This is a genomic window from Arsenicicoccus dermatophilus (assembly GCF_022568795.1).
In the GTDB taxonomy this organism is placed as follows: Bacteria; Actinomycetota; Actinomycetes; order Actinomycetales; family Dermatophilaceae; genus Arsenicicoccus; species Arsenicicoccus dermatophilus.
The window spans coordinates 154,646-180,946 of the sequence record NZ_JAKZHU010000002.1; the positions used below are offsets into that span (position 1 = coordinate 154,646).

General features: G+C 71.0%; 23 protein-coding genes and 2 pseudogenes. 15 read left to right on the forward strand and 10 right to left on the reverse strand.

What is annotated here, in order from left to right:
• Window positions 1–47: 47 nt before the first annotated feature.
• Window positions 48–716: a GOLPH3/VPS74 family protein gene (locus MM438_RS14030; protein ID WP_241453745.1), complete on the reverse strand. Its 669-nt coding sequence runs from the start codon at window positions 714–716 to the stop codon at window positions 48–50.
• Window positions 717–787: 71 nt separating this feature from the next.
• The gene (locus MM438_RS14035) at window positions 788–1,879 is read right to left on the reverse strand and encodes an inositol-3-phosphate synthase (protein WP_241453748.1); all 1,092 of its coding nucleotides are present in this window, start codon (window positions 1,877–1,879) and stop codon (window positions 788–790) included.
• A 185-nt stretch (window positions 1,880–2,064) separates the two neighbouring features.
• On the opposite strand from MM438_RS14035, the gene MM438_RS14040 reads away from it, so the two are divergent.
• From MM438_RS14040 to rplI, 6 genes are all read left to right on the forward strand, one after another.
• Window positions 2,065–4,398 carry a transglycosylase domain-containing protein gene (locus MM438_RS14040; protein WP_241453751.1) on the forward strand — a complete coding sequence of 778 codons (2,334 nt, stop codon included), beginning with the start codon at window positions 2,065–2,067 and terminating at the stop codon, window positions 4,396–4,398.
• Window positions 4,399–4,441: 43 nt separating this feature from the next.
• Window positions 4,442–5,866, forward strand: coding sequence for a hypothetical protein (locus MM438_RS14045; RefSeq protein WP_241453754.1), 1,425 nt, complete (start codon window positions 4,442–4,444; stop codon window positions 5,864–5,866).
• A 141-nt stretch (window positions 5,867–6,007) separates the two neighbouring features.
• Complete coding sequence (rpsF, locus tag MM438_RS14050) at window positions 6,008–6,295, forward strand: 30S ribosomal protein S6 (protein ID WP_241453755.1); 288 nt, start codon at window positions 6,008–6,010, stop codon at window positions 6,293–6,295.
• A gap of 69 nt (window positions 6,296–6,364) precedes the next feature.
• The gene (locus MM438_RS14055; protein WP_241453757.1) at window positions 6,365–6,973 is read left to right on the forward strand and encodes a single-stranded DNA-binding protein; all 609 of its coding nucleotides are present in this window, start codon (window positions 6,365–6,367) and stop codon (window positions 6,971–6,973) included.
• Window positions 6,974–7,085: 112 nt separating this feature from the next.
• The gene (gene rpsR, locus MM438_RS14060; RefSeq protein ID WP_154592099.1) at window positions 7,086–7,322 is read left to right on the forward strand and encodes a 30S ribosomal protein S18; all 237 of its coding nucleotides are present in this window, start codon (window positions 7,086–7,088) and stop codon (window positions 7,320–7,322) included.
• Window positions 7,323–7,342: 20 nt separating this feature from the next.
• Entirely contained in the window at window positions 7,343–7,792 is a 450-nt protein-coding gene (gene rplI, locus MM438_RS14065) for a 50S ribosomal protein L9 (RefSeq protein ID WP_241453759.1), read from the forward strand.
• A gap of 381 nt (window positions 7,793–8,173) precedes the next feature.
• Here the strand turns inward: rplI and MM438_RS14070 are convergent, their stop codons facing one another.
• Entirely contained in the window at window positions 8,174–8,914 is a 741-nt protein-coding gene (locus tag MM438_RS14070) for a GntR family transcriptional regulator (protein ID WP_241453761.1), read from the reverse strand.
• Between the two features lie 101 nt (window positions 8,915–9,015).
• Between MM438_RS14070 and MM438_RS14075 the strand changes: the two genes are divergently transcribed.
• From MM438_RS14075 to MM438_RS14100, 6 genes are all read left to right on the forward strand, one after another.
• A complete protein-coding gene (locus MM438_RS14075; protein ID WP_241453763.1) occupies window positions 9,016–9,996 on the forward strand; it encodes a substrate-binding domain-containing protein in 981 nt (326 codons plus the stop codon).
• Window positions 9,996–11,114, forward strand: coding sequence for an ABC transporter permease (locus MM438_RS14080; RefSeq protein WP_241453764.1), 1,119 nt, complete (start codon window positions 9,996–9,998; stop codon window positions 11,112–11,114). Before MM438_RS14075 ends, MM438_RS14080 begins: the two co-directional genes overlap by 1 nt.
• Complete coding sequence (locus MM438_RS14085; protein ID WP_241453766.1) at window positions 11,111–11,920, forward strand: ATP-binding cassette domain-containing protein; 810 nt, start codon at window positions 11,111–11,113, stop codon at window positions 11,918–11,920. The genes MM438_RS14080 and MM438_RS14085 overlap by 4 nt, the downstream gene beginning before the upstream one ends.
• 113 nt (window positions 11,921–12,033) lie before the next feature.
• Window positions 12,034–13,056, forward strand: coding sequence for a Gfo/Idh/MocA family protein (locus MM438_RS14090; protein WP_241453767.1), 1,023 nt, complete (start codon window positions 12,034–12,036; stop codon window positions 13,054–13,056).
• Between the two features lie 30 nt (window positions 13,057–13,086).
• Window positions 13,087–14,460 carry a mycothione reductase gene (locus tag MM438_RS14095; protein WP_241453768.1) on the forward strand — a complete coding sequence of 458 codons (1,374 nt, stop codon included), beginning with the start codon at window positions 13,087–13,089 and terminating at the stop codon, window positions 14,458–14,460.
• A gap of 61 nt (window positions 14,461–14,521) precedes the next feature.
• Window positions 14,522–15,337, forward strand: a complete 816-nt coding sequence (locus tag MM438_RS14100) for a hypothetical protein (protein WP_241453770.1) — start codon at window positions 14,522–14,524, stop codon at window positions 15,335–15,337.
• 132 nt (window positions 15,338–15,469) lie between these two features.
• On the opposite strand, the gene MM438_RS14105 is transcribed toward MM438_RS14100, so the two are convergent.
• A complete protein-coding gene (locus MM438_RS14105; protein ID WP_407568203.1) occupies window positions 15,470–16,858 on the reverse strand; it encodes an MATE family efflux transporter in 1,389 nt (462 codons plus the stop codon).
• A 670-nt stretch (window positions 16,859–17,528) separates the two neighbouring features.
• Between MM438_RS14105 and MM438_RS14110 the strand changes: the two genes are divergently transcribed.
• From MM438_RS14110 to MM438_RS14120, 3 genes are all read left to right on the forward strand, one after another.
• A complete protein-coding gene (locus MM438_RS14110) occupies window positions 17,529–20,588 on the forward strand; it encodes a replicative DNA helicase (protein ID WP_241453959.1) in 3,060 nt (1,019 codons plus the stop codon).
• 430 nt (window positions 20,589–21,018) lie between these two features.
• A complete protein-coding gene (locus MM438_RS14115) occupies window positions 21,019–21,402 on the forward strand; it encodes a VOC family protein (protein WP_241453772.1) in 384 nt (127 codons plus the stop codon).
• 76 nt (window positions 21,403–21,478) lie between these two features.
• Window positions 21,479–21,739 carry an ABA4-like family protein gene (locus tag MM438_RS14120; protein WP_241453774.1) on the forward strand — a complete coding sequence of 87 codons (261 nt, stop codon included), beginning with the start codon at window positions 21,479–21,481 and terminating at the stop codon, window positions 21,737–21,739.
• A 27-nt stretch (window positions 21,740–21,766) separates the two neighbouring features.
• On the opposite strand, the gene MM438_RS17000 is transcribed toward MM438_RS14120, so the two are convergent.
• From MM438_RS17000 to MM438_RS14140, 6 genes and pseudogenes are all read right to left on the reverse strand, one after another.
• Entirely contained in the window at window positions 21,767–22,033 is a 267-nt protein-coding gene (locus tag MM438_RS17000) for an integrase core domain-containing protein (protein WP_420914043.1), read from the reverse strand.
• Window positions 22,034–22,083: 50 nt separating this feature from the next.
• A pseudogene (locus MM438_RS17005) lies at window positions 22,084–22,281 on the reverse strand (DDE-type integrase/transposase/recombinase); the annotation flags it as partial.
• A 118-nt stretch (window positions 22,282–22,399) separates the two neighbouring features.
• Window positions 22,400–22,834 (reverse strand): annotated as a pseudogene (locus tag MM438_RS17010) (IS3 family transposase); the annotation flags it as partial.
• Between the two features lie 27 nt (window positions 22,835–22,861).
• Window positions 22,862–23,938 (reverse strand): ABC transporter ATP-binding protein, encoded by a 1,077-nt coding sequence (locus MM438_RS14130; RefSeq protein WP_241453778.1) that lies wholly within the window; start codon window positions 23,936–23,938, stop codon window positions 22,862–22,864.
• The gene (locus MM438_RS14135) at window positions 23,935–25,017 is read right to left on the reverse strand and encodes a FecCD family ABC transporter permease (RefSeq protein WP_241453780.1); all 1,083 of its coding nucleotides are present in this window, start codon (window positions 25,015–25,017) and stop codon (window positions 23,935–23,937) included. Before MM438_RS14135 ends, MM438_RS14130 begins: the two co-directional genes overlap by 4 nt.
• Window positions 25,014–26,228, reverse strand: coding sequence for an ABC transporter substrate-binding protein (locus MM438_RS14140; RefSeq protein WP_241453782.1), 1,215 nt, complete (start codon window positions 26,226–26,228; stop codon window positions 25,014–25,016). The genes MM438_RS14135 and MM438_RS14140 overlap by 4 nt, the downstream gene beginning before the upstream one ends.
• Window positions 26,229–26,301 lie beyond the last annotated feature (73 nt).

The window sequence follows — 26,301 nt, forward strand, 5'->3', positions numbered from 1 at the left end:
TGCGGCGGGGAGTCTGCCGCTCGCCCCGGGGTCGGGAGAGTCGTCGGTCAGTGCCCCATCAGCTCGTCCACCGCGGCGAGGACCCGGCCGCACGGGCCGTGCACGTCGGTCAGCGCCCGCACCTCCAGGGCGGTGCGCAGCGCGGTCTCCTCGTCGGCCGCCAGCTCGGGCAGCGCCACGAGCAGTCCGTCGATGGCGTGCAGCAGGCCGATCAGGTGCCGGGCCCGGTCGTCGGGGTCGGCGTGGCGCAGCAGCACGTCGGCGATGTGCTCGCGGACCTCGTTCTCGTGGCTGGAGTCCACGGCCACCCAGGTCGTGCGGGGGACCATCGACCGTCGGGCGGGGGCCTCGCGGCGCAGGACGCCCTTGGCCTCCAGGTCGCGGTGCAGCAGGGGATACAGCGACCGGCCGAGGATGGGCAGCACGTTGGTGAGCTTGCGCCCCTGCATCCCGCGGAAGCCCTCGAGCGCGGCGTCCAGCACCGGGTCGGGCTGGTGCTCGACCTCGTCGTCGATCACCAGGCGCCCGGACTGCACCGGCTCGCCGAGGGAACCCGTCACGTGCTCGTGCTCGTCGACGACGCGCACCCGCTCCACCGCGCCGAGCTCGCTGAGCGCCCCGCCGGCGACGGCGAGGTCGAGGACCCGCTCGGGGACCGTCATGCGGCCGGTCTCATCGTCCGTGAGCAGGAGCAGGAGTTCCTCGGCGAGCTGCATGCTCCGACCGTAGACCCCTGCCCCTGCCCACGCAGCGGATCAGCGCCCGCTGCGACGCATCGCCCGCCGGGTCAGCGGGGCTCGCTGCCCGCGATGAAGGCCTCGACGCGCGCGCGGCCCTCCTCGTCGGGGCGCTGCTCCGGGGGCGACTTCATCAGGTATGCCGCGGGGGACAGCAGGGGGCCGCCGATGCCGCGGTCCTTGGCGATCTTGGCCGCCCGGATCGCGTCGATGATGATGCCGGCGGAGTTGGGCGAGTCCCAGACCTCCAGCTTGTACTCGAGGTTGAGCGGCACGTCGCCGAAGGCGCGCCCCTCCAGGCGGACGTAGGCCCACTTGCGGTCGTCGAGCCAGGCGACGTAGTCCGAGGGGCCGATGTGCACGTTGCGGTCGTCGGTCTTCCCGGCGAGCGAGCCGGTCAGGTTGGACGTGACGGCCTGGGTCTTGGAGACCTTCTTGGACTCCAGGCGCTCGCGCTCGAGCATGTTCTTGAAGTCCATGTTGCCGCCGACGTTGAGCTGGTAGGTCCGGTCCAGGGTGACCCCGCGGTCCTCGAACAGCTTGGCCATGACCCGGTGGGTGATGGTGGCGCCCACCTGGGACTTGATGTCGTCGCCGATGATCGGCACGCCGGCCTCGGTGAACTTGGCCGCCCACTCCGGGTCGCTGGCGATGAAGACGGGCAGGGCGTTGACGAAGGCCACGCCCGCGTCGATCGCGCACTGGGCGTAGAACTTGTCGGCCTCCTCCGAGCCCACCGGCAGGTAGGACACGAGCACGTCCACCTGGTTGTCCTTGAGGACCTGGACGACGTCGACCGGCTCGGCCGGGGACTCGTCGATGGTCATCCGGTAGTACTTGCCGAGCCCGTCCAGGGTGGGGCCGCGCTGCACCTCGACGCCGAGGGTCGGGACGTCGCAGATCTTGATCGTGTTGTTCTCCGAGGCGTCGATCGCCTCCGACAGGTCCTTGCCGACCTTCTTGTCGTCGACGTCGAAGGCTGCCACGAACTGCACGTCGCGCACGTGGTAGTCGCCGAACTGGACGTGCATCAGGCCCGGCACGGAGTCGTGGGGGTCGGCGTCCTTGTAGTAGTGGACGCCCTGGATCAGGGACGTCGCACAGTTGCCGACGCCGACGACGGCGACGCGCACTGCTGGCATGGGAGTTCTCCTCGTCGAGAGTGACATGACAAAGTGTCACTTTGTCATGTCCTTCCCATGGTCGTCCACACCTGGTCGGGGGCAGGGCGTGACGAGGAGATGACGTGACAGGCACGGGACGCCCAGGTTGGATCGGCATACTGGAGTGACCTGTGATCACGCCAGGTGCCCCCGAAGGAGAGCTCGTGACCCCAGCCACCGGCGCCGACGGCGCCTACACCTACGGCGCCCGGCGCACCACAGGCCAGCCCGCGCAGCGTCGTCGCCCCCTGTGGGCCCGGCTCCTGGGATGGTTCCTGCTCGTGGTCGTCCTCGTCGGCCTGGTCGGCGTCGTGGCGTTCGGCTACCTCTACTCGGTGACCGAGATCCCCGAGGCCAACCCCGCCAGCAAGGCCCAGATCTCCACGGTCTACTTCGCGGACGGCAAGACCGAGATGGGCCGCCTCTCCGGCAGCACCAACCGCGAGAACGTGCCGCTGAAGCGCATCCCCCTGCACGTGCAGCGCGCCTTCCTCGCGGCGGAGGACCGGTCGTTCTACACCAACAAGGGCGTGTCCCCGAGCGGCATCGGCCGGGCGGTCAAGGTCGCCCTGCAGGGTGGCCAGACCCAGGGCGGCTCCACGATCACCCAGCAGTACGTCAAGAACACCTTCCTGACCCGCGACCAGACCATGCAGCGCAAGCTCAAGGAGCTGATCCTGTCCCTCAAGCTCGACCAGCAGCGCAGCAAGGACCAGATCCTGCAGGACTACCTCAACACCATCGACTTCGGTCGCGGTGCGAGCGGGATCCAGGCCGCCTCCCGGGCGTACTTCTCCAAGGACGTCTCCCAGCTCGACCCCGCCGAGGGCGCGCTCCTGGCCTCGGTCATCAAGGGCCCGGCGCTCTACGACCCCTCCCGCTCGGCCAAGAACCTCGGGCGCAGCAAGGAGCGCGTCGCGTGGATCCTGGACGGGATGACGCAGGAGGGCTGGCTGACTTCCGCGCAGCGGGCGGCCGCGCGGTACCCCACGGTGGTGAAGCGCAAGCCGATAGAGATCACCGGCGGCACCAACGGCTACCTCATCGCGATGGTCACCAAGGAGCTCACCGGGCTCGCCAATCTCGACGACGACCAGGTCAAGACCGGCGGGCTGAGGATCGTCACGACGATCGACAAGAAGCAGCAGGACGCGATGATCGCGGCGATCCACGAGTACGGCGCGACCGAGGACATCCCCGGGGCGCAGACCGGCATGACCGCGATCAAGCCCGGGACCGGGGAGATCCAGGCGCTGTACGGCGGGGAGGACTTCCGCAAGCGCCCCTTCAACAACGCCGTGGACGCCCACCTGTCCGCCGGGTCGACGTTCAAGGCCTACACCACCGTCGCGGCCCTGGAGTCGGGCTTCTCGACCCGGTCGCGCGTGTCCGGGTCCTCGCCCTACGAGTACGGCCCGGCCAAGGAGGACAAGGTCGAGAACGAGTACAACCAGCAGTACGGGTTCATCGACATCCGGGGGGCGCTGGCGGACTCCGTGAACACCGCGTTCATCCGGATCAACGAGAAGATCGGGCCGGCCGCGACCAAGAAGGCCGCCCTCCAGGCCGGCATACCGGCCACCCCCGCGGTCGGGCTGCAGGACAACCTCACCAACACCCTCGGCACCGCGACCCCCTCGGTCCTGGACAACACCAACGGCTTCGCGACGATCGCTGCCCAGGGGCGGCGCGCGACCCCGCACCTGATCCGCACGGTCAAGAGCACCGACGGCGAGGTGGACTACACCGCGTCCACCGAGTCCAAGCAGACGATCGACAAGGACATCGCCATCGACACGACCGAGGCGCTGACCCACCCGATCACCGAGGGCACGGCGGTCAAGGCGCAGCGCCTGCGTCGTCCGGCCGCGGGCAAGACCGGCACCGCCGAGGACCACAAGGAGGTCTGGTTCATCGGTTACACCCCGCAGCTCGCCGCGGGATGCGCGATCTACAAGCCCCAGGCCGACGGCGCCGGCAACGAGCCTCTCGGTCGCAACGTCGGCGGCTTCAAGTACTGCGTGCCGATCTGGACGGCCTTCATGCGCGAGGCCCTCGACGGCCAGGACAAGGAGTCCTTCCCCAAGCGCGTGGGGGTCAACGACGACGGCCGCAAGAACTTCTCCAAGGGCCAGGTCTCCGACCCCGGTGACGGCACCCACCCCGGGACCGACGGGACGACCGGCGACACGAACCCCGACGGCAGCCCGAACGGCAGCACCGGTGACGGCGGCTGGCCCGACGGCTCGTCGCGGCCCACGGACCGGCCCTCCCAGTCCATCCCCTCGGACGGGCCCACGCCCTGGCCGACCCACACGCGTCATCGCCGTCGGCCCACGGCCACGGCGACGCCGCAGGACCCGGGACCGCTGCCGCTGCCGGTGCCCGGCCCGGGTCCGGACCAGCCCGAGCCTGCGCCGCCCCAGCCGGGGCCGCCCGAGCCGGCCCCGCCCGCGCCGGATCCGGTGAAGCCGGTGGCGACGACGGCCCGCGGCTGACCGCCCCTCCCGTCGCCCGAGCAGTTGCGGGCATGATGGGCCCATGCAGCTGACCGACCCCACCCGCACCGTCGCCCCCACGCGCGAGGACCCGGTCGCCCGGGCCGCCAGCGAGTGGCTGGGCGGCCCCACGGGACGACTCGCCGCGGTCGGTCGTCGCGGCCTGCGCCCGGCCCTGCTCGCGCTGACGGCCGCCGCCACCGTGGCGATGGTGCTGTCCACCCTCCTGCGGGGACACTGCCTCGCCCACGGGTGGCGGGCGGGCGACCAGTTCTGGCACATGTGCTACTCCGACATCCCGGTCGTCTACCAGAGCAGCGGGCTCGCGGACGGCGGCTTCGCCTACGGCGACGGCTCGGGCGTCGGCCAGGCCGCCGGCACGGGCATCGTCATGTGGCTGGTGTCCCTGCTGGTCCCCGGCGGGGAGCAGGGCCGCACGCTGGCCGCGGCCCAGGCCTACACCGGCCTGTGGGCCGGTCTGCTCACGATCCTGCTGGTCCTGCTGGTGGGCCTGCTGGTGCGGGCCACGCCGCGCACCCGGTGGAACGTCGCCCACCTGGCCCTCAGCCCCGTGGTGGTCACCACGGCGCTGGTCAGCTTCGACCTGGTGGCGGTGACGCTGGCGATGGCCGGGCTGGTGGCATGGAGCCGTCGCCGGGCCGTCGAGGCGGGCCTGCTGCTGGGGCTGGCGATCACCTGTCGCACCCCCGCGGTGCTCCTGCTGGTCGCCCTGGGCCTGGTGTGCCTGCGCGCGGGACGGATCGTGGACTGGTGCCTCACGGCCGGGGTCGCGCTGCTCACGGCCGTCGCCGTGATCGGGGGCATGGTGGCGTATGCCGGCAGGCAGGTCCTGGACGTCTACACCCGGTGGGCCGCCGCGGAGCCGGGCTACGGCTCGATCTCCTACCTGTTCACCTCGCTCGGCGTCACGGTGCCGTCGGGCCTGGCCACCGGTCTGGCCGTGACCGGCTGGGCGCTGGCGGTCCTGCTGGCGGTGCTCTTCGCGCTCGGGGCGGCCCGTCGCCCCGGCGTCGCCGAGGTGGCCCTGCTGCTCCTGGTGGTCGTCGGCCTGACGGGTCGATCGGTGCCGGTGCAGTGGTCCCTGTGGCTCGTCCCGCTCCTCGCCGTGATCGGCGTGACCTGGCGCGAGCACCTGGTGTGGGCGGGCGTCGAGGTCGCCTACTTCGTCGGCCTGTGGCTGCACATCGCCGCGGGCCAGGCTCCCGACCGGGGTCTGCCCGCAGGGTGGTTCGCGGTGCTGACGGTGGCGCGGCTCGCGACCTGGGCCTGGCTGGCCTGGCAGGTGACCCGCCGGGCGCGCGACGAGGTGCCGGACCGCGAGGCCGCCGCCGCGACGCCGGAGCCCGGGTCCGGCCGCGCGACCCGCCTGGGCGGTCGGGTGGAGCGCGACCCGCTCGCCGGTGTCTGCGCGGGCGCGCCGGACCAGGTGCTGCTCGGGGTCGTGTAGCCTAGAAAGGCTTGCATCCTGCCCGTCCGCACTGCGGCTCCCGCCGTGGCGTGGACGTCCGGGCCGGTTGCCGGCATACATGCACACCCTCCTGCCACGGAGAGACCGTGGCCGCCGAGACCAGAGGAGGTGGGTTAACGCATGCGTCAGTACGAGCTGATGATCATTCTCGACCCCGCTCTCGAGGAGCGCACCATCCAGCCGTCGCTGGAGAAGTTCCTCACCGTCATCACCAAGGACAAGGGCACCGTCGACAACATCGACCTGTGGGGCAAGCGCCGCCTGGCCTACGAGATCAACAAGAACGCCGAGGCCTACTACGCCGTCGTGAACTTCACGGCTGAGCCCGCCACGGCCAAGGAGCTGGACCGTCAGCTCTCGCTGAACGAGTCCATCCTGCGGACCAAGCTCATGCGCCCCGGCGCCTGAGTCGTCCCATCGCTCGATCACCCCTGACCCACCCCTGACACCCGCGACGCACGGATCGAGGAGAGCACCATGGCCGGAGAGACCACGCTGACCATCGTCGGCAACCTGACCCAGGACCCCGAGCTGCGGTTCACCCCGTCCGGGGCGGCGGTCGCCAACTTCACCGTGGCCTCCACGCCGCGCACCTTCGACCGGCAGAGCAACGAGTTCAAGGACGGCGAGACGCTGTTCATGCGGTGCTCGGTCTGGCGCGAGGCCGCGGAGAACGTCGCCGAGTCGCTCCAGCGGGGCATGCGGGTCGTCGTCACCGGCCGACTCGTCTCCCGCTCCTGGGACGACAAGGAGACCGGTCAGAAGCGCTCCGTCATGGAGATGCAGGTCGACGAGGTCGGTCCCTCCCTGCGCTACGCCACGGCCAAGGTCACCAAGACCCAGCGGGGCAACGGCCAGGGTGGCGGTTTCGGCGGTCAGCAGGGCAGCGGTTTCGGGGGACAGCAGGGCGGCGGCCAGCAGGGTGGCGGCTGGGGCGGCGGCAACGCCGGCCAGTCCGACGACCCGTGGTCGACCGGTGGCGGGCAGGGCGGTCGCGCCCCGGCCGCTCCGGCCCAGGGCGGCGCTCCCGCCCAGCAGGGTGGCGGGTGGGGCGGCGCGCCGTCCTACGACGAGCCCCCCTTCTGATCCGTCCCGATCGAGCATCGGCCGACCAGGCGCGAGCCCGCGTCGGCATACCTCTTGAGCCGTGGCCCCAGGCCCGGCACCACCTCTCGTAGACCACGCAAGGAGAACCACAATGGCCAAGCCCGTTGTGCGCAAGCCCAAGAAGAAGGCGAACCCGCTCAAGGCCGCCAAGGTCGAGAACATCGACTACAAGGACACCGCGCTGCTGCGCAAGTTCATCTCCGACCGCGGCAAGATCCGCGCTCGCCGCGTCACCGGTGTCTCCGTCCAGGAGCAGCGCCTCATCGCCAAGGCCGTCAAGAACGCCCGCGAGGTCGCCCTGCTGCCCTACTCGAGCTCTGCTCGCTGAGCCCAGGGAAGGGAACTGACATGAAGCTCATCCTCACCAACGAGGTCACCGGCCTCGGCACCCCCGGCGACATCGTCGAGGTCAAGGACGGCTACGCCCGCAACTACCTCATTCCCCGCGGCTTCGCGACGCCGTGGACCAAGGGTGGTCAGAAGCAGGTCGAGGCGATCCAGAAGGCCCGCGTCGCCCGCGAGCACAAGTCGATCGAGGAGGCCAAGGACGCCAAGCAGCGTCTCGAGGTCAAGGCCTACAAGGTGCCGGTGAAGTCCGGCGACGCCGGCCGCCTCTACGGCTCCGTCCACAGCACCCAGATCGTCGACGCGATCGTCGCTGCGGGCGGCCCCAAGGTCGACCGCCGCAAGCTGGAGGTCCAGGGCGCGATCCGCACCCTCGGCGTCTACACCGCGACCGTTCGCCTGCACCCCGAGGTGCTCGCCACCGTCAAGCTGGACGTCGTCGCGGCCAAGTAAGCCCCGGCGTTCGTTCGAGACCCGTCACCCCCCGGGGTGGCGGGTCTCGTCACGTCCGGCCCGGCCCATCCCACGCGCCGTCTCGTCGCCGTGCGGCGCTGCCTTCCCACCTGCTCCCTGACTTCCCACCTGCTCCCTGCCTCCTCCCCGTCGCGCGGCGCCGACGCCCCCGTGCCAGCCCCGCTGGGGCGGACGTCCGGCGTTCCCCTCGTGCGCTCGCAGCTCGACAGGTGCCCGTCCTCGGCCCCCGGTCGCGTCTTCACCGAGTCGGCGAGCGCAGGCTCGGCCGGGCGTGGGAGAGGTTCGGCCGGGTGCAGGGCGAGGGTCGCCACGCAGCGGCGCGGACGAGGCCGGCGGTATGGCGGGGCGCGAGGCGGGGGTTCAGGGGTTGCGCAGGGTGTTGTCCACGACGTACTGGTCGCCGCGGTAGGCGTGGTCGCCATACTCGATGGGCGTGCCGTCGGGGGCGTAGGACTGCCACAGCACGGTCAGGACGGCGTCGGCGCGGGTGAGCTGCAGCTGTCGGCGTTCGGTGAGGGTGGCCATCCGGGCGCCGAGGCGCTGGCGGGCGAGGTCGGCGACGACGCCACGCCTCGCGAGCAGCTCGTAGAGCCCGTGCTCGGCCAGCTCGGCGGTGGTGAGCGTGGAGAACTGCGGCGGGAGCCAGGAGCGGAGCACCACGAGGGGTCGGCCGTCGGACCAGCGGACCCGCTCGAGGTAGACCAGGGGGGTGCGGGGGTCGAGGTCGAGGGCGGTGGCGGCGACCTTGTTGCGGCGGGCGGGCACCAGGCGGACCACCTGGGTCGTCGGGCGGCGGCCGGTGCGGTCGAGCTCGTCGTACAGCGGTGTGAGGTCGTCACGCCGGTGCACCACCGGACAGGCCACGCGGGTGCCGACGCCGCGGTGACGGACGAGGAGCCCGTCGGCGACCAGCTGGGCGATGGCCTTGCGGACGGTCGGGCGGGAGACCTGCAGACGGGCGGCGAGGGACAGCTCGTTCTCGAAGGGGTCGCCCGGCTGGAGCACGCCGCGGTCGATGGCTGCGCGCAGCTGAGCGGCCAGCTGGTCGTAGAGCGGCGTCGACGACGAGCGGTCGAGAGTCAGGTCGGCCAGGGGACGCACAGGGGCAGGGTAGTGCCGGAAGGACGTGGCGGAGTGTCATCGCGGCCGGTCATGGGTGACAATGCTGGTGTTTGTCACCTCCACGACCTCAGAAGGACCCCATGAGACGCCGTCCCGCCATCGTCGTCGCCGCGGCCGCCGCGGCGCTCAGCCTGGCTGCCTGCTCCGCCACCGGGGGTCGCAAGGCCGTCGAGGAGGCTGCGGCCGCCGGCGGCAAGCCCGCCAAGACCATGACGGTCACCCTGATCACCCACTCCGCGCCCGGCGACGACTTCTGGGACCTGGTCCGCAAGGGCGCCGACGACGCTGCGGACAAGGACGGCATCACGCTGGAGTACCAGGCGAGCCCGGACGGCGCTGAGCAGGCCAACCTGGTCCAGGCCGCCATCGACAAGAAGGTCGACGGCATCGCGGTGACCCTGTCCAAGCCGGACCAGGTGGGCCCGGCGGTCACGAAGGCCGTGGCGGCCGGCATCCCGGTCACGGCGCTCAACGGCGGCGTGGACGCGTGGAAGGCCTTGGGCGTCAAGGGATTCTTCGGTCAGGAGGACCGCGTCGCGGGCCAGGTGACGGGCGAGCGGCTCAAGGGCCTGGGCGCCAAGAAGGTCCTGTGCATCCTGCACGAGCAGGGCAACGTCGGCAACGACGCGCGCTGCACGGGCGTCAAGGCGGCCCTGCCCACGACCGAGACGTTGTACGTCAACGGCGCCGACACCGCCGACGTCCAGTCCAAGCTGACCGGCAAGCTGCAGCAGGACGAGGCGATCGACTGGGTCCTCGGCCTCAAGGCCTCGGTCGCGCTGACCGGGGTGCAGTCGGTGAAGGAGGCCGGGTCGGCCGCCAAGGTCGCGACCTTCGACACCAACGCCGAGCTGATCAAGGCGATCAAGGCCGGTGACGTGCAGTTCGCCGTCGACCAGCAGCCTTATCTGCAGGGCTACCTCGCGGTGGACGCGCTGTGGCTCTACAAGACCAACGGCAACGACGTCGGTGGCGGGCAGGCGACGTTGACCGGTCCGGCCTTCGTCGACAAGACCAACGTCGCCGCCATCGAGAAGTTCGCCGCCGCGGGGAAGCGCTGATGTCGCCCGCCACCGCCGGAACCGCCGCCGCGCAGACGACCGCCGCCGACCTGACGCCCACCGACGGCGCCCCGCCGGCCCCGGAGCTCGAGGTCGACGACCGCACCACCCGGCCCTCGCTCGCCACCCGCCTGCTCGTCCGCCCCGAGATCGGTTCGCTGATCGGCGGGCTCGCGCTGCTCGTCTTCTTCCTGGCGATCGCCCCCGGCTTCCGCAACGTCAGCAACGTGGGGACGATCCTCTACAGCGCCTCGATCATCGGGATGATGGCGGTGCCGATCGCCCTGCTGATGATCGGCGGCGAGTTCGACCTGTCCGCGGGGGTGCTCGTGACCACGGCGGGCCTGGCGGCGGCGCTGCTGGGGTGGTACTTCAACCTCCACGTGTGGGTGGCCGTCCTGGTCGCGCTGCTCGTCAGCCTGGCGATCGGTCTGGTCAACGGGCTGCTGCTGACCCGCACCAAGCTGCCGAGCTTCCTCACGACGCTGGCGACCTTCTTCGTGCTGCAGGGGGTCAACCTCGGCATGACGCGCGAGATCTCGGGCAACGTCGCGTCCCGCTCGATCGCCGACATGGACGGCTGGGACTCCGCCAAGGCGGTGTTCGCCGCGGAGACGACCGTGCACCTGGGCGACGCGGCGATCAACCTCAAGGTCACGCTGCTGTACTGGCTGCTGCTGACCGCGGTCGGCGCCTGGTTGCTGCTGCGCACCCGGCAGGGCAACTGGATCCTGGCGGTGGGCGGCGACGACGGCGCCGCCCGCGCGTCGGGCGTCCCGGTGCGCCGCACCAAGGTCGCGCTGTACCTCTTCGTGGCCTTCGGGGCCTGGCTGTCCGGGATGCACCTGCTGTTCGGCTACGGCGTGGTCCAGTCCGGCGAGGGCGTGGGCAAGGAGTTCGTCTACATCGTCGCCGCGGTGATCGGCGGCTGCCTGCTGACGGGTGGCTACGGCTCGGTCGTGGGTGCCTCGGTGGGTGCGCTGATCTACGGCATGGCCCAGCTCGGCATCAACTACGCCGGCTGGAACCCGGACTGGTTCAAGACCTTCCTCGGCGTGATGCTGCTCGCCGCGACGCTGGTCAACGTCTGGATGAAGCGGAAGGCGGAGCGGCGATGAGCACGGTCCAGCAGGAGCGCCACCCGGTCGAGGAGGCTGAGCAGGCCCCGATCCTGGAGCTCGACGACGTCGGCAAGTCGTACGGCCACGTCGAGGCGCTGCGCGGGGTCTCCCTGACGGCGCGGGCCGGCGAGGTCACGTGCGTGCTCGGTGACAACGGCGCGGGCAAGTCCACGCTCATCAAGGTCATGGCCGGGCTGCACGAGCACACCTCGGGCGTGGTCCGGGTCGAGGGCGACCCGGTGCGCTTCACCTCCCCGCGGCAGGCGCAGGCGGCAGGCATCGCCACCGTCTACCAGGACCTCGCCCTGGCCCCGCTGATGGCCGTATGGCGGAACTTCTTCCTCGGCAACGAGATCACGCGCAAGCCCTTCGGGCGGCTGGCGATCGAGGAGATGAAGGCCAAGGCCGACGCGTCGCTGCGGGAGCTCGGGGTCGTCATACCGGACCTGGAGACCCCGGTCGGGGCGCTGTCGGGCGGGCAGCGGCAGTGCGTGGCCATCGCCCGCGCGATCCACTTCGGGGCCAAGGTGCTGATCCTGGACGAGCCGACGGCCGCGCTGGGCGTCAAGCAGTCGGGCGTGGTGCTGCGTTACATCGCCAAGGCCCGCGACGCCGGGATCGCCGTCGTCTTCATCACCCACAACCCCAACCACGCGATGCTCGTGGGCGACCACTTCGTGGTGCTCAAGCTGGGTCGGGTCTCCCTCGACCGGGCCAAGGCCGACCTGACGCTGGACGAGCTCACCCACGAGATGGCGGGCGGCGGCGAGCTGGACGCCCTCGCGCACGAGCTGCGGCGCTGACGCCGGCACACGACCGCATCGACGCAACTGGACCGGCCCCGGGCTCTCGACCGCCCGGGGCCGGGGCGCGCTCCTAGCCTGGGCAGATCATCCCCTCGACGAGGAGTGCACCGATGTCGCTGCCGCTGCCGTCCCCCGACCGTCTCCACCCCCTCGACGGGCCCGTCGTGCGCTGGGGGATCCTCGGCACCGGTTGGGCCGCCGATCGTTTCCTCGGGTCGGTGCTCAGCCACACCAACCACCAGGTCGCGGCGATCGGCTCGCGCGACCTGGCCCGCTCCACCGAGCTGGCCGAGCGCCACGGTGGCCGGCCGTGCGGGTCCTACGAGGAGCTCGTGGCGCAGGACGACGTGGACGTGGTCTACGTCGCGACGCGCCACCCGCACCACGTGGACCACGCGCTGCTGGCGATCGAGGCGGGCAGGCACGTGCTGGTCGAGATGCCGATGGCCGTCGACGCGGCCGGTGCCCGGCAGATCGCGGCCGCGGCGCGGGCGCGAGGCGTCTTCTGCGCCGAGGCGATGTGGTCGATGTTCCTGCCGAAGTTCACGGTGCTGCGCACGGTCCTCGACGAGGGGCTGCTCGGCGACATCCACCTGCTGTCGGCCGATCTCGGGGAGTACTTCGACGACGACCACCGGATCAACGACCCCGCGGCTGCGGGCGGCGCGATGATGGACCTGGGCACCTACCTCGTGGCCTTCGCGACCTGGGCGCTCGGCCGTCCCACCGAGATCCACGCGCAGGGTGTGCGTGGCCCGTCCGGCGTGATGGCGCAGACCGTGATGGAGCTGCGCCACGGCGACACCACCCAGTCCGCGCTCGAGGCGACCTCGCTGGTGCGCACCCCGACCAGCGCGTCGATCAGCGGCAGCAAGGGTTTCGCGACGCTGGAGGGGCCCTTCTACAAGCCCGGACCGCTCACCGTCCGCACCCGCGACGGCCAGGTGCTGCGCCACGAGGAGACCCCGATCGCGCACGCGGCGTTGTTCTACGAGGCGCTGGAGGTGGCCCGCTGCCTGGACGCCGGGCTGCTGGAGACCCCGATCCGGCCGCTCGACGCGACGATCCTCACCCTGGAGGTCATGGACGAGGTGCGGGCGCTCACGGGGGACGCGCTGGTCGGGGCCCGCTGAGCCCCCAGGCGCCCCGGCTAGCCTGAGCCCATGGCGGACAGGCACTTCGACCTCATCATCATCGGCACCGGCTCGGGCAACTCGCTGCTGACTCCCGAGCTCGAGGGCCGCGACGTGGCGATCCTCGAGCGGGGGGTCTTCGGCGGGACCTGTCTCAACGTCGGGTGCATCCCGACCAAGATGTTCGCCTATCCCGCGGACGTGGTGACCGAGGCCGCGGACCTGCAGCGGCTCGGGATCTCCTATGCCGATCCCCAGGTCCGCTGGCAGGAGATCCGCGACCGGGTCTTCGGCCGGATCGACCCGATCGCCCGCGGTGGCGAGGACTACCGCCGGCAGGACCCGCACGTGACGGTGTTCAGCGGGAGCGCGCGCTTCACGGCGCCCACCGAGATCGACACCGGCACCGGCGCGACGATCACGGCCGAGCAGATCGTGATCGCCGCCGGCGCCCGCCCGACGATGCTGCCGGTCGACGGGCTGCGCGAGGTCGACCCCGACGCCGGGATCCACACCTCGGACACGGTGATGCGGATGCCTCAGCTGCCGCGGCGGATGGCCGTGATCGGCGGGGGCTACATCGCCTGCGAGTTCGCCCACGTCTTCGACGCGCTCGGGGTCGACGTGGTCTGGCTGCAGCGCTCCGACCTGCTCCTGCGCAGCCAGGACGAGCTGGTTTCCCGGGTGGTGACCGACGCCGCGGCCGAGCGCTTCGACCTGCGGCTCGAGACCGAGGTGAGGTCTGCGACGCGGCAGGACGACGGCTGGCACCTCGCGCTGTCGACCGGCGGCGAGGTCGTCGTCGCCGCCGTGCTCGTCGCGGTCGGACGCACCCGCAACGGCGACCAGCTCGGCCTGGCCGAGGTCGGCTACCGCATGGAGGACGGGCGGCTGTGGGTCGACGAGCACCAGCGCACCTCGGTCGAGGGAGTGTGGGCGCTCGGGGACGTCTCCTCGCCATACCAGCTCAAGCACGTCGCCAACCACGAGGCCCGCGTCGTCGCCCACAACCTCGCGCACCCGGACGACCTGCGCAGCACCGATCACCGGTTCGTGCCGGCGGCGGTCTTCGGGCACCCGCAGGTGGCGTCGGTGGGTGCGACCGAGCGCGAGCTGCGCGCGGCCGGCCGGGACCACGTCGTCACGGTGCAGCGATATGGCGACACGGCGTACGGCTGGGCGATGGAGGACCAGGCCGGCGTGTGCAAGCTGCTCGCCGACCCCCAGACAAAGCAGCTGCTCGGGGCGCACCTGGTCGGGCACCAGGCGAGCCTGCTCGTCCAGCCGCTCGTCCAGGCCATGTCGCTCGGCACGACGGTGCCGCAGATGGCGCGAGGGCAGTACTGGACCCACCCGGCCCTGGTCGAGGTCGTCGAGAACGCTCTGCTGGGCCTGGACCTGTGATGGGGCCGCGAGCTGTGACCGGCTCCGTCGGGACGCGACTCGTGCCGGGGCTGGTGGGCTGATGGGTCTCGGTCTGGCCGCCGCGCTGGCGGGGATGCTGCTCTATGCCCTGGCCTCGGTCTCCCAGGGGCTCGCCGCGTCGCGGGCCGAGGGCTCCGCGGTGCTGCGGCACCCGGCCTATCTCACCGGCCTGGGCTGCGACGCCCTCGCCTGGGTGGCCTCGCTGGTCGCGCTGACCCGGATGCCCTTGTTCGCCGTGCAGTCCTTGCTCGCCGGATCGCTGGCGATCACGGTGCTGCTCGCTCGGGTGGTGCTGCACGCGCGCACCTCCGGGCGCGACTGGGCGGCCATCGGGGTCGTCTCGCTCGGTCTGGTGCTGGTGGCGCTGTCGTCGGGCGCCGAGTCCGACGCCGGTGCGCCGCAGGGCTATCCGACCGCCGTGACGGTCCTCGCCGTCGCGGCGGTGGTGGCGCTCGCGGCGCTGTGGCGACGCGGTCCCGCGCTGGTGCTCGGCGGCCTGGCGGGGGTGGGCTTCTCGGGGCTGGCGCTCGCGGCGCGGGCGGTGCACGTCGGCGCCGGTGGGCCGCTCGACGTGGTGCGGGAGGTGGCGCTGCAGCCGGCCGCGTGGGCGCTGGTGGCGTCCGGCGTCGTGGGGGCGGTGGCCTATGCGCGGGCCCTGGAGCGCGGGTCGCTCGGCCCGGTGACCGCCGTGATGTGGGTGGTCGAGGTGCTCCTGCCCGGCGTCGTCGGGGTGCTCGTCCTGGGCGACACGGTGCGTCCGGGGTGGGGTCTCGCGGCCCTCGCGGGTGTCGCGGTGGCGGTGGCCGGGTGCGTGGTTCTGGCCTTCAGCCCCGCGGCGGAGGCGGCGGGCGGCTGAGGGCGGCGGTGCGGCGGGCGGTGCGGCCCCGGCCGCGTCATACCTCGCCTCGGTCCCAGACACGACGGTCGGCGACACGATCGACGGGCCGGACCGGCGGCCCTGTCGGGAACCGTCGCACCTGCGGCCGGGTCAGCGGGTGCCGGTCACCAGCCAGGCGTCGCTGCGGGCACGCAGCTGCAGGGCCACTCCCCGCAGCGCCATGAACGTCGCGAAGCCGGCCCACAGGCAGGTCATCGCCAGCTCGGGCGTCCCTCCCGTCGCCAGGTGGCGCACGCCCAGCACGATCGGGAGATAGGCCGTCAGCAGGCCCACCTGTGCCCAGGCGAGCCAGCGGCTGTCGCCCGCCCCGATGAGCACCCCGTCGAGGACGAAGACCCACCCCGAGATCGGCTGCGACAGGGCGACGACGACCAGGCCCGCGGCCAGCGCCTGCCGGGTCGCCTGGTCGGGGGTGAACAGCGCGGGCAGGACGGTGTGCGTCGCGAGCAGCGCTGCGCCCAGGACGACTCCGGCCACCAGGCCCCAGCGCACCATCAGCCTGGTGGCGGCGCGCGTGCCCGCGGTGTCGCCCGCGCCGAGCGCCTTGCCGGTCAGCGCCTGCGCCGCGATCGCCAGCGCGTCGAGGGCGAAGGTGAGGAAGCTCCAGACCGTCGCGCTCACCTGGTAGGCCCCGAGCGGCACGTCCCCCAGACCCGCGGCCACCCAGGTCGTGAGCAGCAGCACCGCCCGCAGCGCGAGGGTGCGGACCAGCAGCGGTATGCCGTCGCGCGCGGCGCGCAGGACCCGGGCCGGGTGCGGGTGCACGGGGGCGTGGAGGCGGCGGGCGGCGCGCCCCACGACCAGGAGCAGCGCGACCGCCATACCCCACTGGCTGAGGACGGTGCCCAGCGCCGACCCGCCGATGCCCAGGTGCAGGCCGTGGACGAAGAGGACGTTCAGCGCGATGTTGCACGTGAAACCAGCCACGCTGACGACCAGCGGCGTGCGGGTGTCCTGGACCCCGCGCAGGATCCCCGTCGCGGCCAGGGCGACCAGCATCGCGGGGAGTCCCAGCGCACTCAGCCGCAGGTAGATCGCCCCCTGGTCGAGTGCGGCCGAGCTCGCGCCGAAGACCGCGAGGATCGGTCGGGCCGCGGTGGCCACCAGGACCGCCGTGACCAGGCCGAGGCCGCTCGCCAGCCAGACCCCGTCCAGCCCGGTGGTCACCGCGCCGCGCTCGTCGCCCGCACCCACGTGCCGGGCGACCACGCTGGTCGTGCCGTACGCGAGGAAGACGAAGACGTTGGCGGCGGTCAGCAGGGCGGCGCTCGCCACCCCGAGGCCGGCGAGCTGGGCGGTGCCGAGGTGACCCACGATCGCGCTGTCGGCGAGCAGGAAGAGCGGCTCGGCGACCAGGGCGAGGAAGGCCGGGACCGCCAGCCGCAGGATCTCGCGGGCCGGTGACGACTCGGTCGGCCGAGGTGCCGGCGGGTCCTGGTCGGGGCCCGGGCAGGTCTGCTCGCAGGGGTCCGTGGTCACCACCGCAGGATAGGTGCTGCTGCTCACGGAGGGTGTGGGTGAACGCCGGGTGGACGGCACGTCGACCAGGGGCGGTTGTCCACAGCGAAGAGGCCGTTCGGGTGCGTGATGTGGAAAGACGGTGGTCAGCCCGGGTTACTGATCCGTAAAGTAACCAAACGATCACGGACAGCGACAAGATGTCCGGTATGACCTGGTAGCGGTCCGGCCTGCTGTCCGATTTGTCCACACTGTCCCGCGTGTCCTCCCGGATGGAGCAATCCCCAGGAGTCAATCTCTGTGCACAGCGTGTGTGTCGCTTTTGCCCAGGTCAGAGCTGGTGTGAGCGACTTGTGGCCGAGGAAGTCACATCCTGTCCACAGCCCTGTCCACAGCGTTACCCCTATGCGTCGCCGCTTTGTCCACACGTTGTCCACAGGCTGTGTTTGCCCGAGGTCCCCGGTCGCACCGCCCTTTCCGGCGGGCTGGCGGGATCCAGGCTTGACCGTTCAAGGCTCCAATTATCCACACCCTCTCCCCAGGGGTGCCAGATGAACGGACCGGATCGGTGCCCTCGACGTCGGTGGTGGGCACGCGCCCTTCTCGTGGCGAATTTGTCTGCGCTCTGTGATGGACTGACCCCACCGCCGGGCAGGGCGGCCGAGCGCGGACGAGGGAGCGGCACGTGTCGATGGACGACCACGACGGTCAGGGCGCCCCGCGAGGCGGGGACGACCGGCTTCCGCCGCAGGACGTGCACGCCGAGCAGTCGGTGCTGGGCTCGATGATGATGTCCAAGGACGCCATCGCCGACTGCGTCGAGACGCTGCGTGGCAAGGACTTCTACCGCCCCTCCCACGAGTCGATCTACGAGGCGATCCTCGACCTCTACGGCCGCGGCGAGCCGGCCGACGCCATCACCGTCGCCGACGAGCTGACCAAGCGCGGCGAGATCCAGCGGATCGGTGGCCAGGCCTACCTGCACCAGCTCATCGACTCGGTCCCGACCGCCGCCAACGCCGGCTACTACGCCGAGATCGTGCAGGAGCGCGCGGTGCTGCGGCGCCTCGTCGAGGCCGGCACCCGCATCGTCCAGCTCGGCTACGGGCAGGACGGCGACGTCGAGGACATCGTCAACGCGGCCCAGGCTGAGGTGTATGCCGTCGCGGACAAGCGCGGCGGCGAGGACTACATCTCCATCGGGGAGATCCTCGAGAGCACCATCGACGAGATCGAGCACGCCAGCGGCAAGGGCGGCGAGATGGTCGGCATCCCCACGGGATTCACCGAGCTCGACCAGCTGACCAACGGTCTGCACCCCGGTCAGATGATCGTGATCGCCGCCCGCCCGGCGATGGGCAAGGCGCTGGCGCTGGACACCCCCCTGCCCACACCGACCGGGTGGACGACGATGGGCGAGGTCCAGGTCGGCGACGAGGTGATGGGGGCGAACGGGCGACCCACCCGCGTCGTCGCGGCCACCGAGGTGATGGTCGACCGGCCGTGCTACGAGGTGGTCTTCTCGGACGGCTCCTCGATCGTGGCCGATGCCGAGCACCAGTGGGTCACATCGGCCGACGGCTCCGAGCAGGTGCGGACCACCGCGCAGATCGTCCAGGCGCATGCCGAGGGCGGTGCCCGCCATACCGTCGCCTCCCGTCGAGACTGCGAGACGTGGACGATCACGGGCGTGACGCCGATCGCCTCGGTGCCGGTGCGGTGCATCCAGGTCGCCGCGGCGGACCACCTCTATCTCGCGGGCCGCTCGATGATCCCGACGCACAACTCGACGTTCGCCATGGACATCGCCCGGTCGGCGGCCATCCACGCCGGCCACGCCGCGGTGTTCTTCAGCCTGGAGATGAGCAAGACCGAGATCACCATGCGTCTGCTGTCGGCCGAGACGAGCATCTGGCTGCAGAAGCTGCGCAAGGGCGAGCTGCGCGACGACGACTGGACCAAGATCGCGCGGGCGACCGGTCGGCTGTCGGAGGCGCCGCTGTTCATCGACGACTCGCCCAACATGTCGCTGATGGAGATCCGCGCCAAGTGCCGGCGGCTCAAGCAGCGCAACAACCTCAAGCTCGTGGTCATCGACTACCTGCAGCTGATGAGCTCGGGCAAGCGCGTCGAGTCGCGTCAGCAGGAGGTGTCGGAGTTCTCGCGTGCGCTGAAGCTCCTCGCCAAGGAGATCGAGGTCCCCGTGATTGCGCTCTCGCAGCTGAACCGTGGACCCGAGCAACGTCCGGACAAACGCCCGATGGTGTCCGACCTGCGCGAGTCAGGGTGCCTGACGGCGGACACCCGTGTGCTGCGTGCCGACACGGGGGCCGAGACCACGATGGGTGAGCTGTTCGCGTCCGAAGCCCGGGACGTGCCGGTCTGGGCCCTGGACGAGTCGCTGCGTTACGTGCGGCGTCACCTCACCCACGTCTTCTCGACCGGCACCAAGCCCGTGCTCCGTCTGACCTTGGCCTCCGGCAAGACCGTCCGGGCCACCGGCAACCACCCCTTCCTGACGTATGCCGGATGGCGCGCCCTGTCCGATCTCGTGCCTGGCGACCGGCTTGCGGTGCCCCGCCACGTCCCCGCGCCGGAGCTCGAGTCCGATTGGCCTGATGACCGCGTGATCCTGCTCGCCCACATGCTCGGGGATGGGTCCATGCTGCGGCGTCAGCCCCTGCGCTACGCCTCCATCGACGAGGCGAACCTGCAGGCGGTCTCCAAGGCCGCGCGTACCTTCGGGGTCCAGGCGGTGCGTGACGAGTACGCCGCGGCCCGCTGCACCGTCCTGCGCCTGCGTTCGCCATACCGCCTGACGCATGGCGTCCGTCACCCGATCGCTGCCTGGTTGGACGAGATCGGCGTCTTCGGCCTGCGGCGCCACGAGAAGTTCGTCCCGGAGCAGGTCTTCCATCTGCCCAAGAGGCAGATCGCCCTCTTCCTGCAGCATCTGTGGGCGACCGACGGCTCCGTCACCGTCACCAAGAACGGCCGCGGCGGGCGGGTGTACTACCACTCCACGAGTCGTCGACTGGTGGACGACATCTCTGTGCTCCTGCTGCGTTTCGGGATCTCGACTCGCACGCGCACCGTGCACGAGGCGGGCTGCCGGGCCGGGTACACCATCGACATCTCGGGGTGCGACAGCCAGCGGCGCTTCTTGCAGGAGATCGGGGTGTTCGGGGGGCGCGCCGTCGCTGCCTCTCGGCTCCTGGAGATCGTGCGCGAGCTCGACGCCGACACCGACGTCGACACCATCCCCGTCCAGGTGTGGGACGACGTCCGCAGGGTCCTGAGCGAGCGCGGGACGACCACCCGTGCCTCCCAGGCGGCACGCGGCACCGCTCACCGCGGTTCGTCGCTCCACCAGGCCGCGCCGTCCCGCGAACGACTGGGGCGCGTTGCGACGATCCTCGACAGTGCCGAGCTGGAGCTGTATGCCGTCAACGACGTGCTGTGGGACAGCGTGGTGTCGATCGAGCCGGACGGCGAGGAAGAGGTGTACGACGCCACGGTGCTCGGGGGGCACAACTTCATCGCGAACGGCATCGCCGTGCACAACTCGATCGAGCAGGACGCGGACATGGTGATCCTGTTGCATCGCGAGGAGGTGTACGACAAGGAGACCGCTCGGGCAGGCGAGGCGGACATCATCGTGGCCAAGCACCGTAACGGTCCGACCGCCACGATCGGGGTCGCCTTCCAGGGGCAGTGCGCCCGCTTCGCCAACATGGCGACCGGTTTCTGAGAGCGGTCGCCATGCCTCCTGCCGTGGGACGGCGGTTGGCGTGATCCGTGTCGAGATGCAGCGATCTGTGAACGATTGTTCAAAGTAGCGGTTTGGAACGTTCCCCTCGGCGCCGCCGATGGTGCGGTAGAGCCGATTGGCTCCGGCAATTCGACGTGGGAACGGTTCTCCCGTGCATGGTCCCCGCGCGGCGCCACACGTTTGTGCAGGTCAGGGCGATTTCAGTGAGGACCGTTCTCGATTCACAGGTTGGGGGCTGAATCTTCCTGTGAACGTCAGGCAGCACCCGTCACGGAGAGTGCCCGCGGACGCGGCGACCGGATGAGGTCGGCGTGCGCGGCCGACCGCTACCCGCAGCCTGTGAAGGGTCGTGGCAGCTCACTCATGTTGAGGAGCGCATGCCATGTATGGCTCCTCCTAGAGTGGCGCCATGGTTGCCGTGGGGAGCATGACGCAGTTGGTGCTTGAATGCGCTGATGTTCATGGCCTGGCGGAGTTCTGGGCCGAAGTGTTGGACCTCGAGCACCCTGCCGCTACCGACGACGAAGACTGGCTCACCCTGGAATGGGCGCCGGTGGGCCGGCTGTCTTTCCGCCGAGTGGACGGCTACCAGCCTCCCGCGTGGCCAGGGTCCTCGGGCGAGTCCCAGATGCACTTCGATCTTCTGGTCCCCGACTTCATCCAGGCTGACCTGGCGGTGCTGGACGCCGGCGGACGGCCACTGACCGAAGTGCTCGATCCTGGCCCGAAGGCTTGGCGCGTCTATTCAGACCCTGCGGGTCACCCCTTCTGCCTGGTCTCTGTGCCGGAATAGACGCACATACCGTTGACGTCGCGAGGTAGCGTCCGCTCCTGCCGCATACTGGGCTCGCTTGGCTTACGGTTGGGTCATGGAGTGGCTGTTATGGCTGGCTGCCGGTGTCAGCGGTGTCGTCGCGCTGGACCTGGTTGGTCGACGGGCTGAGCGTCGAGGGTGGATCTACTGGCGCTCCCGGCGGCGGGGCAGCATGGGTCTCGTCGCCGGACCGCTGCTCGAGGTATTTAGCCCGGCCCACGCTCACGTCGTCGAGGAGCGAGATCGGCAGCGTCTGCAGATTCAGCAGACCGAGCGCAGCGAGCCCGACGAGGCGCCGTGCCCCGACGGGCCTTGACCCCCGGATGGTGGACACGGTGTGTGATTACGCGGCGGGTGCCGGCGTAGTGGTGGTGAGTGTTGTCTCGAAGGTGTTGGGGCTGAGGTGGCCGCACCAGGAGTGCCGGCGTCGGGTGTTGTAGCGGGTGAGCCAGGCGAAGGAGGTACGTCGGCAGGTGGGCTCGTCGGTGAAGGCCCGCTGGTCGCGGAGCACCTCGCGTTTGAAGGTGGCGTTGAAGGCCTCGGCCAGGGCGTTGTCCGCGCTCGTGCCCACGGTATCCATGGACTGGGTGACATCCAGGTCGGCGCACAGGCGGGCGTAGGCCTTGCTGGTGCAGACGGCGGGTTCAACCGGTCGGCGTGGAAGATCACGCCGCTGGTCGGGCCGGCCGCGGGGTCGCGGAAGGTCACTGCGCGGCGCAGCGCGGTCTCGACGACGTCGGTGTGCAGGCTGGCGCTGAACGCGTACCCCATCACGCGGCGGCTGCACGCGTCTCGCACCGCGCACAGGTACAGCCAGCCCTGCCCGGTTGCCAGGTAGGTGATGTCCGAGGTCCACACCGCGTCGAGGCGTCCGCGGTCGACGTCGCGCTCGACCCGGTCGGGGATCGAGTGCGGGCTCGGGGCGACGCCCAGGGCCAGAACCGGATTCCACGTGCGCGGGCTGATGCCCGCGGATCCCGTTGGCGCGCATCAGCTTTGTCACGGTCTGGCGGGACACGACCTCACCCTCGGCGCGCAGATCGGCCAGGAGTCGTGAGGCGCCGTTCACACCGCCCGACGCCTTGTGTGCGGCGACGACCTTGACGGCCAGGTCTGCAAGCCGCTGCGCCCGCGGGCCCGGCCCGCGGCGCTGCCGGTCGGACCAGTCGTCGTAGCCCGACCTGGACACGCTCAGCAGCTGACACGTCCGCGTCACCGGGATACCGGCGGCCCCCGGGGACCGGGTCGGTTCGTTGGTGGCCTTCTCCGCGTGGATCAGCGCGTAGGCGGCATCGGCCGCGACGACGCGCTCTCCGCCATGACGAAGGCCGCTGCTCTTTTCAGGAACTCCCGGTCCATGCGTAGCAGGGAGCACCGTGGCCCGCGGGTGACCGTGCGCGGTAGGGCGCATCTCGACAACGCACCGTCACCGACCAGGTCATGCCCTCGGCTCCTCCCCGGCGGCCAGCATGCCGCAGGCGAGGGAGTGCAGGTCGACGAGCGATCGGAGAGGAGGCAGGTCGGGTCTGTCGTGGACGATCCACCCCTCCGGGCCCTCGGACACGGTGAGGACCGCGGGGACGCCGTCATCGACGGCGAGGCCTGCTCGGCGCAGGCAGTGCCGTGCCAGGTGCGCGTCGTCGCTGTGCCCGTGGACGTGGCACCCGGGGCGATCGGGGTGAACGGCCTCGAAGGTCAGGCTGTCCAGCCTGAAGCGCACCCCGGGCGTCGCGAAGGGCGCGCCCAGGAGCCCTTCCTGGGCCAGGACCTCGGGCACGCCGACGTGCATCACCGGATCCCGTCCCGCGACCCAGACCTGGTCGGCATAGGCGAGGATCGTCTCGATGTCGTGCGTGCACACGACGACGGCCAGACGGCGTGCGGTGCAGATCTCGCGCAGGAGCTCCAGGAGGTGGATCCGTCCGGGCGGGTCCAGGAAAGAGGTGGGCTCGTCCAGGAGGAGGACCTTCGGCTCCTGTGCCAGGGCCCGCGCCACCATCACCCGTTGCCGCTGGCCGTCGGAGAGGCTCGCCAGCTCGCGCGTGCCCAGGGCCAGGGCGTCGACGGCGGTGAGCGATGCCGTGATCACCTCGTGGTCGCGCGCGGAGAGGCGCCCCGAGGCCCCGCGGTGAGGATGCCGTCCGAGGGCCACGACCTCGCAGGCCCTGAGACGTCCGGGATCGAAGCGATCTGTCAGGACGGCAGCCAGGCGGCGTGCGAGGTCCCGGCTGCGCAGGGTGCAGGCGTCCTCGCCCTCGAGGAGCACCCGTCCTCGCAGGGCCGGCTGCAGCTGGGCGATGGTGCGCAGGAGGGTGGACTTCCCCGAGCCGTTGGGCCCGACGAGTGCCACCAGCTCGCCAGGTCCCACCTGGGCCGAGACCGCGTCGAGCACCACGGCCGGGGGACGTCGGCGGCGACGGTATCCGGCACGGACGTCGTCCAGGGTCAGCAGGGCTGGGGCTGCGCCGGCCGGGCCAGGGGACGCGGGGTGCTGGGCCTGCGTCATCGATCTCATGCGCCCGCTCCTCCGTGGCGGCTCAGCAGGATGTAGATGACGACCGGGGCCCCGAAGGCGGCATTGACGGCGTTGAGCGGAAGCACGCCCTCACCAGGCAGCTGGGCCAGGATGTCGGCTGCCAAGGCCACCTGCCCCCCGGCGAGCACGCACCCCGGCAGCAGGACGCGGTGGTCGGAGGAGCCGAAGAACCCACGGCACAGGTGCGGGATCGCGATGCCCAGGAAGCCGATCGGACCGCAGAAGGCCGTGGCTGCCCCCGCGAGCACCGCCGTGGTGAGGACGATCGAGGCTCGGGCTCGCCGTAGGTCGACGCCCATGGTCCGGGCGTAGTTGTCGCCCAGGAGAAGGGCGTTGAGCCAGGTGGCGAGCAGCATGGACAGAAGCAGGCAGAGCCCGAGGACCGGGGCAAGGACCGTGAGGTTGCTCCAGGTGACACCGTGGTAGCTGCCGAAGCCCCAACGGGTGTACTGCGCGATGAGCTCAGGTGTGGCCCCTGCGAGCATGACGGTCACCGCCGCGGAGACGAGATATCCGAGCATGACCCCGAGCAGCAGCAGGGTGCTGCTGGATCGGAGGAACCGACCGGCCGCCAGGACGAGGCACATGACCAGCCCGGAGCCGACGGCTGCAGCGAGGACGACGCCGAGGTCACCGGTCAGCCCGAGCCCAGCGGTGAGCGAGGCGGCATACGCCGAGGTCCCGGCCAGGAGGATCACCACGCCCACACCGAGGCTGGCCCCCGAGGAGAGGCCGAGGACGTAAGGGTCGGCGAGCGGGTTGCGGAAGAGGGTCTGCGTCTGCAGCCCGGCGACCCCGAGGGATGCGCCGACCAGCAGCGCGGTGACCGTGCGAGGTCCGCGGATGTCATGGAGGATCGTCGCGGAGACCGGGTCGACCGGACGGCCCAGCAGCCAGTCGACGACCTCGCGCAGCGGCACGGACACCGCGCCCAGCGCCAGACCGGCGGCCGTCGCGCCCGCCGCCGTCAGGGCGAGGAGTCCGAAGCGCAGGGCCAGGCCGCCCGGAGCGGTCCCCGTGACCGGGCAGGTCCCACGCTCGTGCCTGGTGGCGGTCACCGTGTCGGCACCTGCTCGTAGTAGGTGAACTGGTGACCAGGCATCAGCTCGGGGTGCAGGATGGCCGCGAGGTCGGCGAGGACGAGGTCCGGACGCACCACACCGCTCTGCCAGTAGTCGTTGCCGCCCCCGGCGTTGATCCGCCTCGTCGCGACCCAGACGTTGCCTTGCCGGACCGCGGCGAGCTGGCCCAGGCGGGCATCGGACCTGACGATGTCGGCGGTGGTCTTCCACTCCTTCAGGGTCGTGCCGTTGAGCCAGTACCTCGCCTGGGTGCCCTTGGCCAGCACCACCTCGAGGTCGAGGGTCTTGCTCCCGGTCCCACTCACGTCGCTCATCACGTACTGGCCGCCCGCATCCTTGACGGAATTGGCGACATAGCCGTCGGCGGCCGCGGCATACCACGTGCCCTTGCTCATCGTGCCGAGCAGCACGGTCGGTCGGTCCGCGACCGTCCTCGTCCTGGCCGCCACCGCCCTGTAGTCCGCGGCGATCTTGGCGTAGACCCCGTCCGCCTTCTTCTCGGCGTTGAGGAAGAGAGCGGTGTACTTCATCCACTCGGCTCTGCCCAGGGCGGTGCTCTCCAGCCACTCCGCGTTGGCCACCACCGGAATTCCGAGCTCCTTGATCTTCGCGTTCGCGGGATCCGAGGTGCCCATGGTGACGAAGAGATCGGGGCGCACCGCGGCGACCGACTCGGCGCTGACGCCGTGGTCCTCGTTCTTGAAGCCCTTGATGGCGCCGCGGTCGATGGCGGACTTGATCTTCCCGTCGCTCACCCGGTCGGTGCTCCCGACCCCCGCGACGGCATCCACCCGGTCGAGGATCTCGTAGGCCGGCAGCTGGGTCGTCGACGAGGCAGCCACCTTCGCGACCGGGATGGTGATCTGCTGGGCCGAGGCGGCCTCGCCCTTCAGCGCCGGCTTGGGAGCGCCGCACTGGACCAGCACGTAGGTCTGGGCAGGTTCGCCAGGAGCAGGTTTCCTGACGGTGACGACCTTGTAGGACTTCTGGTACTCGACCGTCACGTTCTTGGCGTCCTCGAAGGTGACCTTGTCCGGGAAGTAGTCCTTGTCGGGATCGAAGTCGGTGATGCACCCGGCGCCGGTGGCCGCCGACGAGGTGGTGGACGTCGTGCCCGAGTGGCAGGACGAGAGGACAAGGACCAGCGCGCCCACGAGAGGCGGGAGCAGTCGTGAGGCGGTGGACATCGGCGGTCTTCCTTCGAGACGGAAGGAAGGACCGGTGAGGATGCGGCCACGACGACCACGTCGACGCTCGGCC

Coding starts and splice junctions, on each gene's coding strand:
- MM438_RS14120 (WP_241453774.1), top strand. CDS start 21,479: ATGGAGTGGCTGTTATGGCTGGCTGCCGGTGTCAGCGGTGTCGTCGCG.
- MM438_RS14055 (WP_241453757.1), top strand. CDS start 6,365: ATGGCCGGAGAGACCACGCTGACCATCGTCGGCAACCTGACCCAGGAC.
- rplI (WP_241453759.1), top strand. CDS start 7,343: ATGAAGCTCATCCTCACCAACGAGGTCACCGGCCTCGGCACCCCCGGC.
- MM438_RS14140 (WP_241453782.1), bottom strand. CDS start 26,228: ATGTCCACCGCCTCACGACTGCTCCCGCCTCTCGTGGGCGCGCTGGTC.
- MM438_RS14080 (WP_241453764.1), top strand. CDS start 9,996: ATGTCGCCCGCCACCGCCGGAACCGCCGCCGCGCAGACGACCGCCGCC.
- MM438_RS14075 (WP_241453763.1), top strand. CDS start 9,016: ATGAGACGCCGTCCCGCCATCGTCGTCGCCGCGGCCGCCGCGGCGCTC.
- rpsF (WP_241453755.1), top strand. CDS start 6,008: ATGCGTCAGTACGAGCTGATGATCATTCTCGACCCCGCTCTCGAGGAG.
- rpsR (WP_154592099.1), top strand. CDS start 7,086: ATGGCCAAGCCCGTTGTGCGCAAGCCCAAGAAGAAGGCGAACCCGCTC.
- MM438_RS14100 (WP_241453770.1), top strand. CDS start 14,522: ATGGGTCTCGGTCTGGCCGCCGCGCTGGCGGGGATGCTGCTCTATGCC.
- MM438_RS14085 (WP_241453766.1), top strand. CDS start 11,111: ATGAGCACGGTCCAGCAGGAGCGCCACCCGGTCGAGGAGGCTGAGCAG.
- MM438_RS14095 (WP_241453768.1), top strand. CDS start 13,087: ATGGCGGACAGGCACTTCGACCTCATCATCATCGGCACCGGCTCGGGC.
- MM438_RS14030 (WP_241453745.1), bottom strand. CDS start 716: ATGCAGCTCGCCGAGGAACTCCTGCTCCTGCTCACGGACGATGAGACC.
- MM438_RS14115 (WP_241453772.1), top strand. CDS start 21,019: ATGGTTGCCGTGGGGAGCATGACGCAGTTGGTGCTTGAATGCGCTGAT.
- MM438_RS14090 (WP_241453767.1), top strand. CDS start 12,034: ATGTCGCTGCCGCTGCCGTCCCCCGACCGTCTCCACCCCCTCGACGGG.
- MM438_RS14110 (WP_241453959.1), top strand. CDS start 17,529: ATGGACGACCACGACGGTCAGGGCGCCCCGCGAGGCGGGGACGACCGG.
- MM438_RS14035 (WP_241453748.1), bottom strand. CDS start 1,879: ATGCCAGCAGTGCGCGTCGCCGTCGTCGGCGTCGGCAACTGTGCGACG.
- MM438_RS14045 (WP_241453754.1), top strand. CDS start 4,442: ATGCAGCTGACCGACCCCACCCGCACCGTCGCCCCCACGCGCGAGGAC.
- MM438_RS14130 (WP_241453778.1), bottom strand. CDS start 23,938: ATGAGATCGATGACGCAGGCCCAGCACCCCGCGTCCCCTGGCCCGGCC.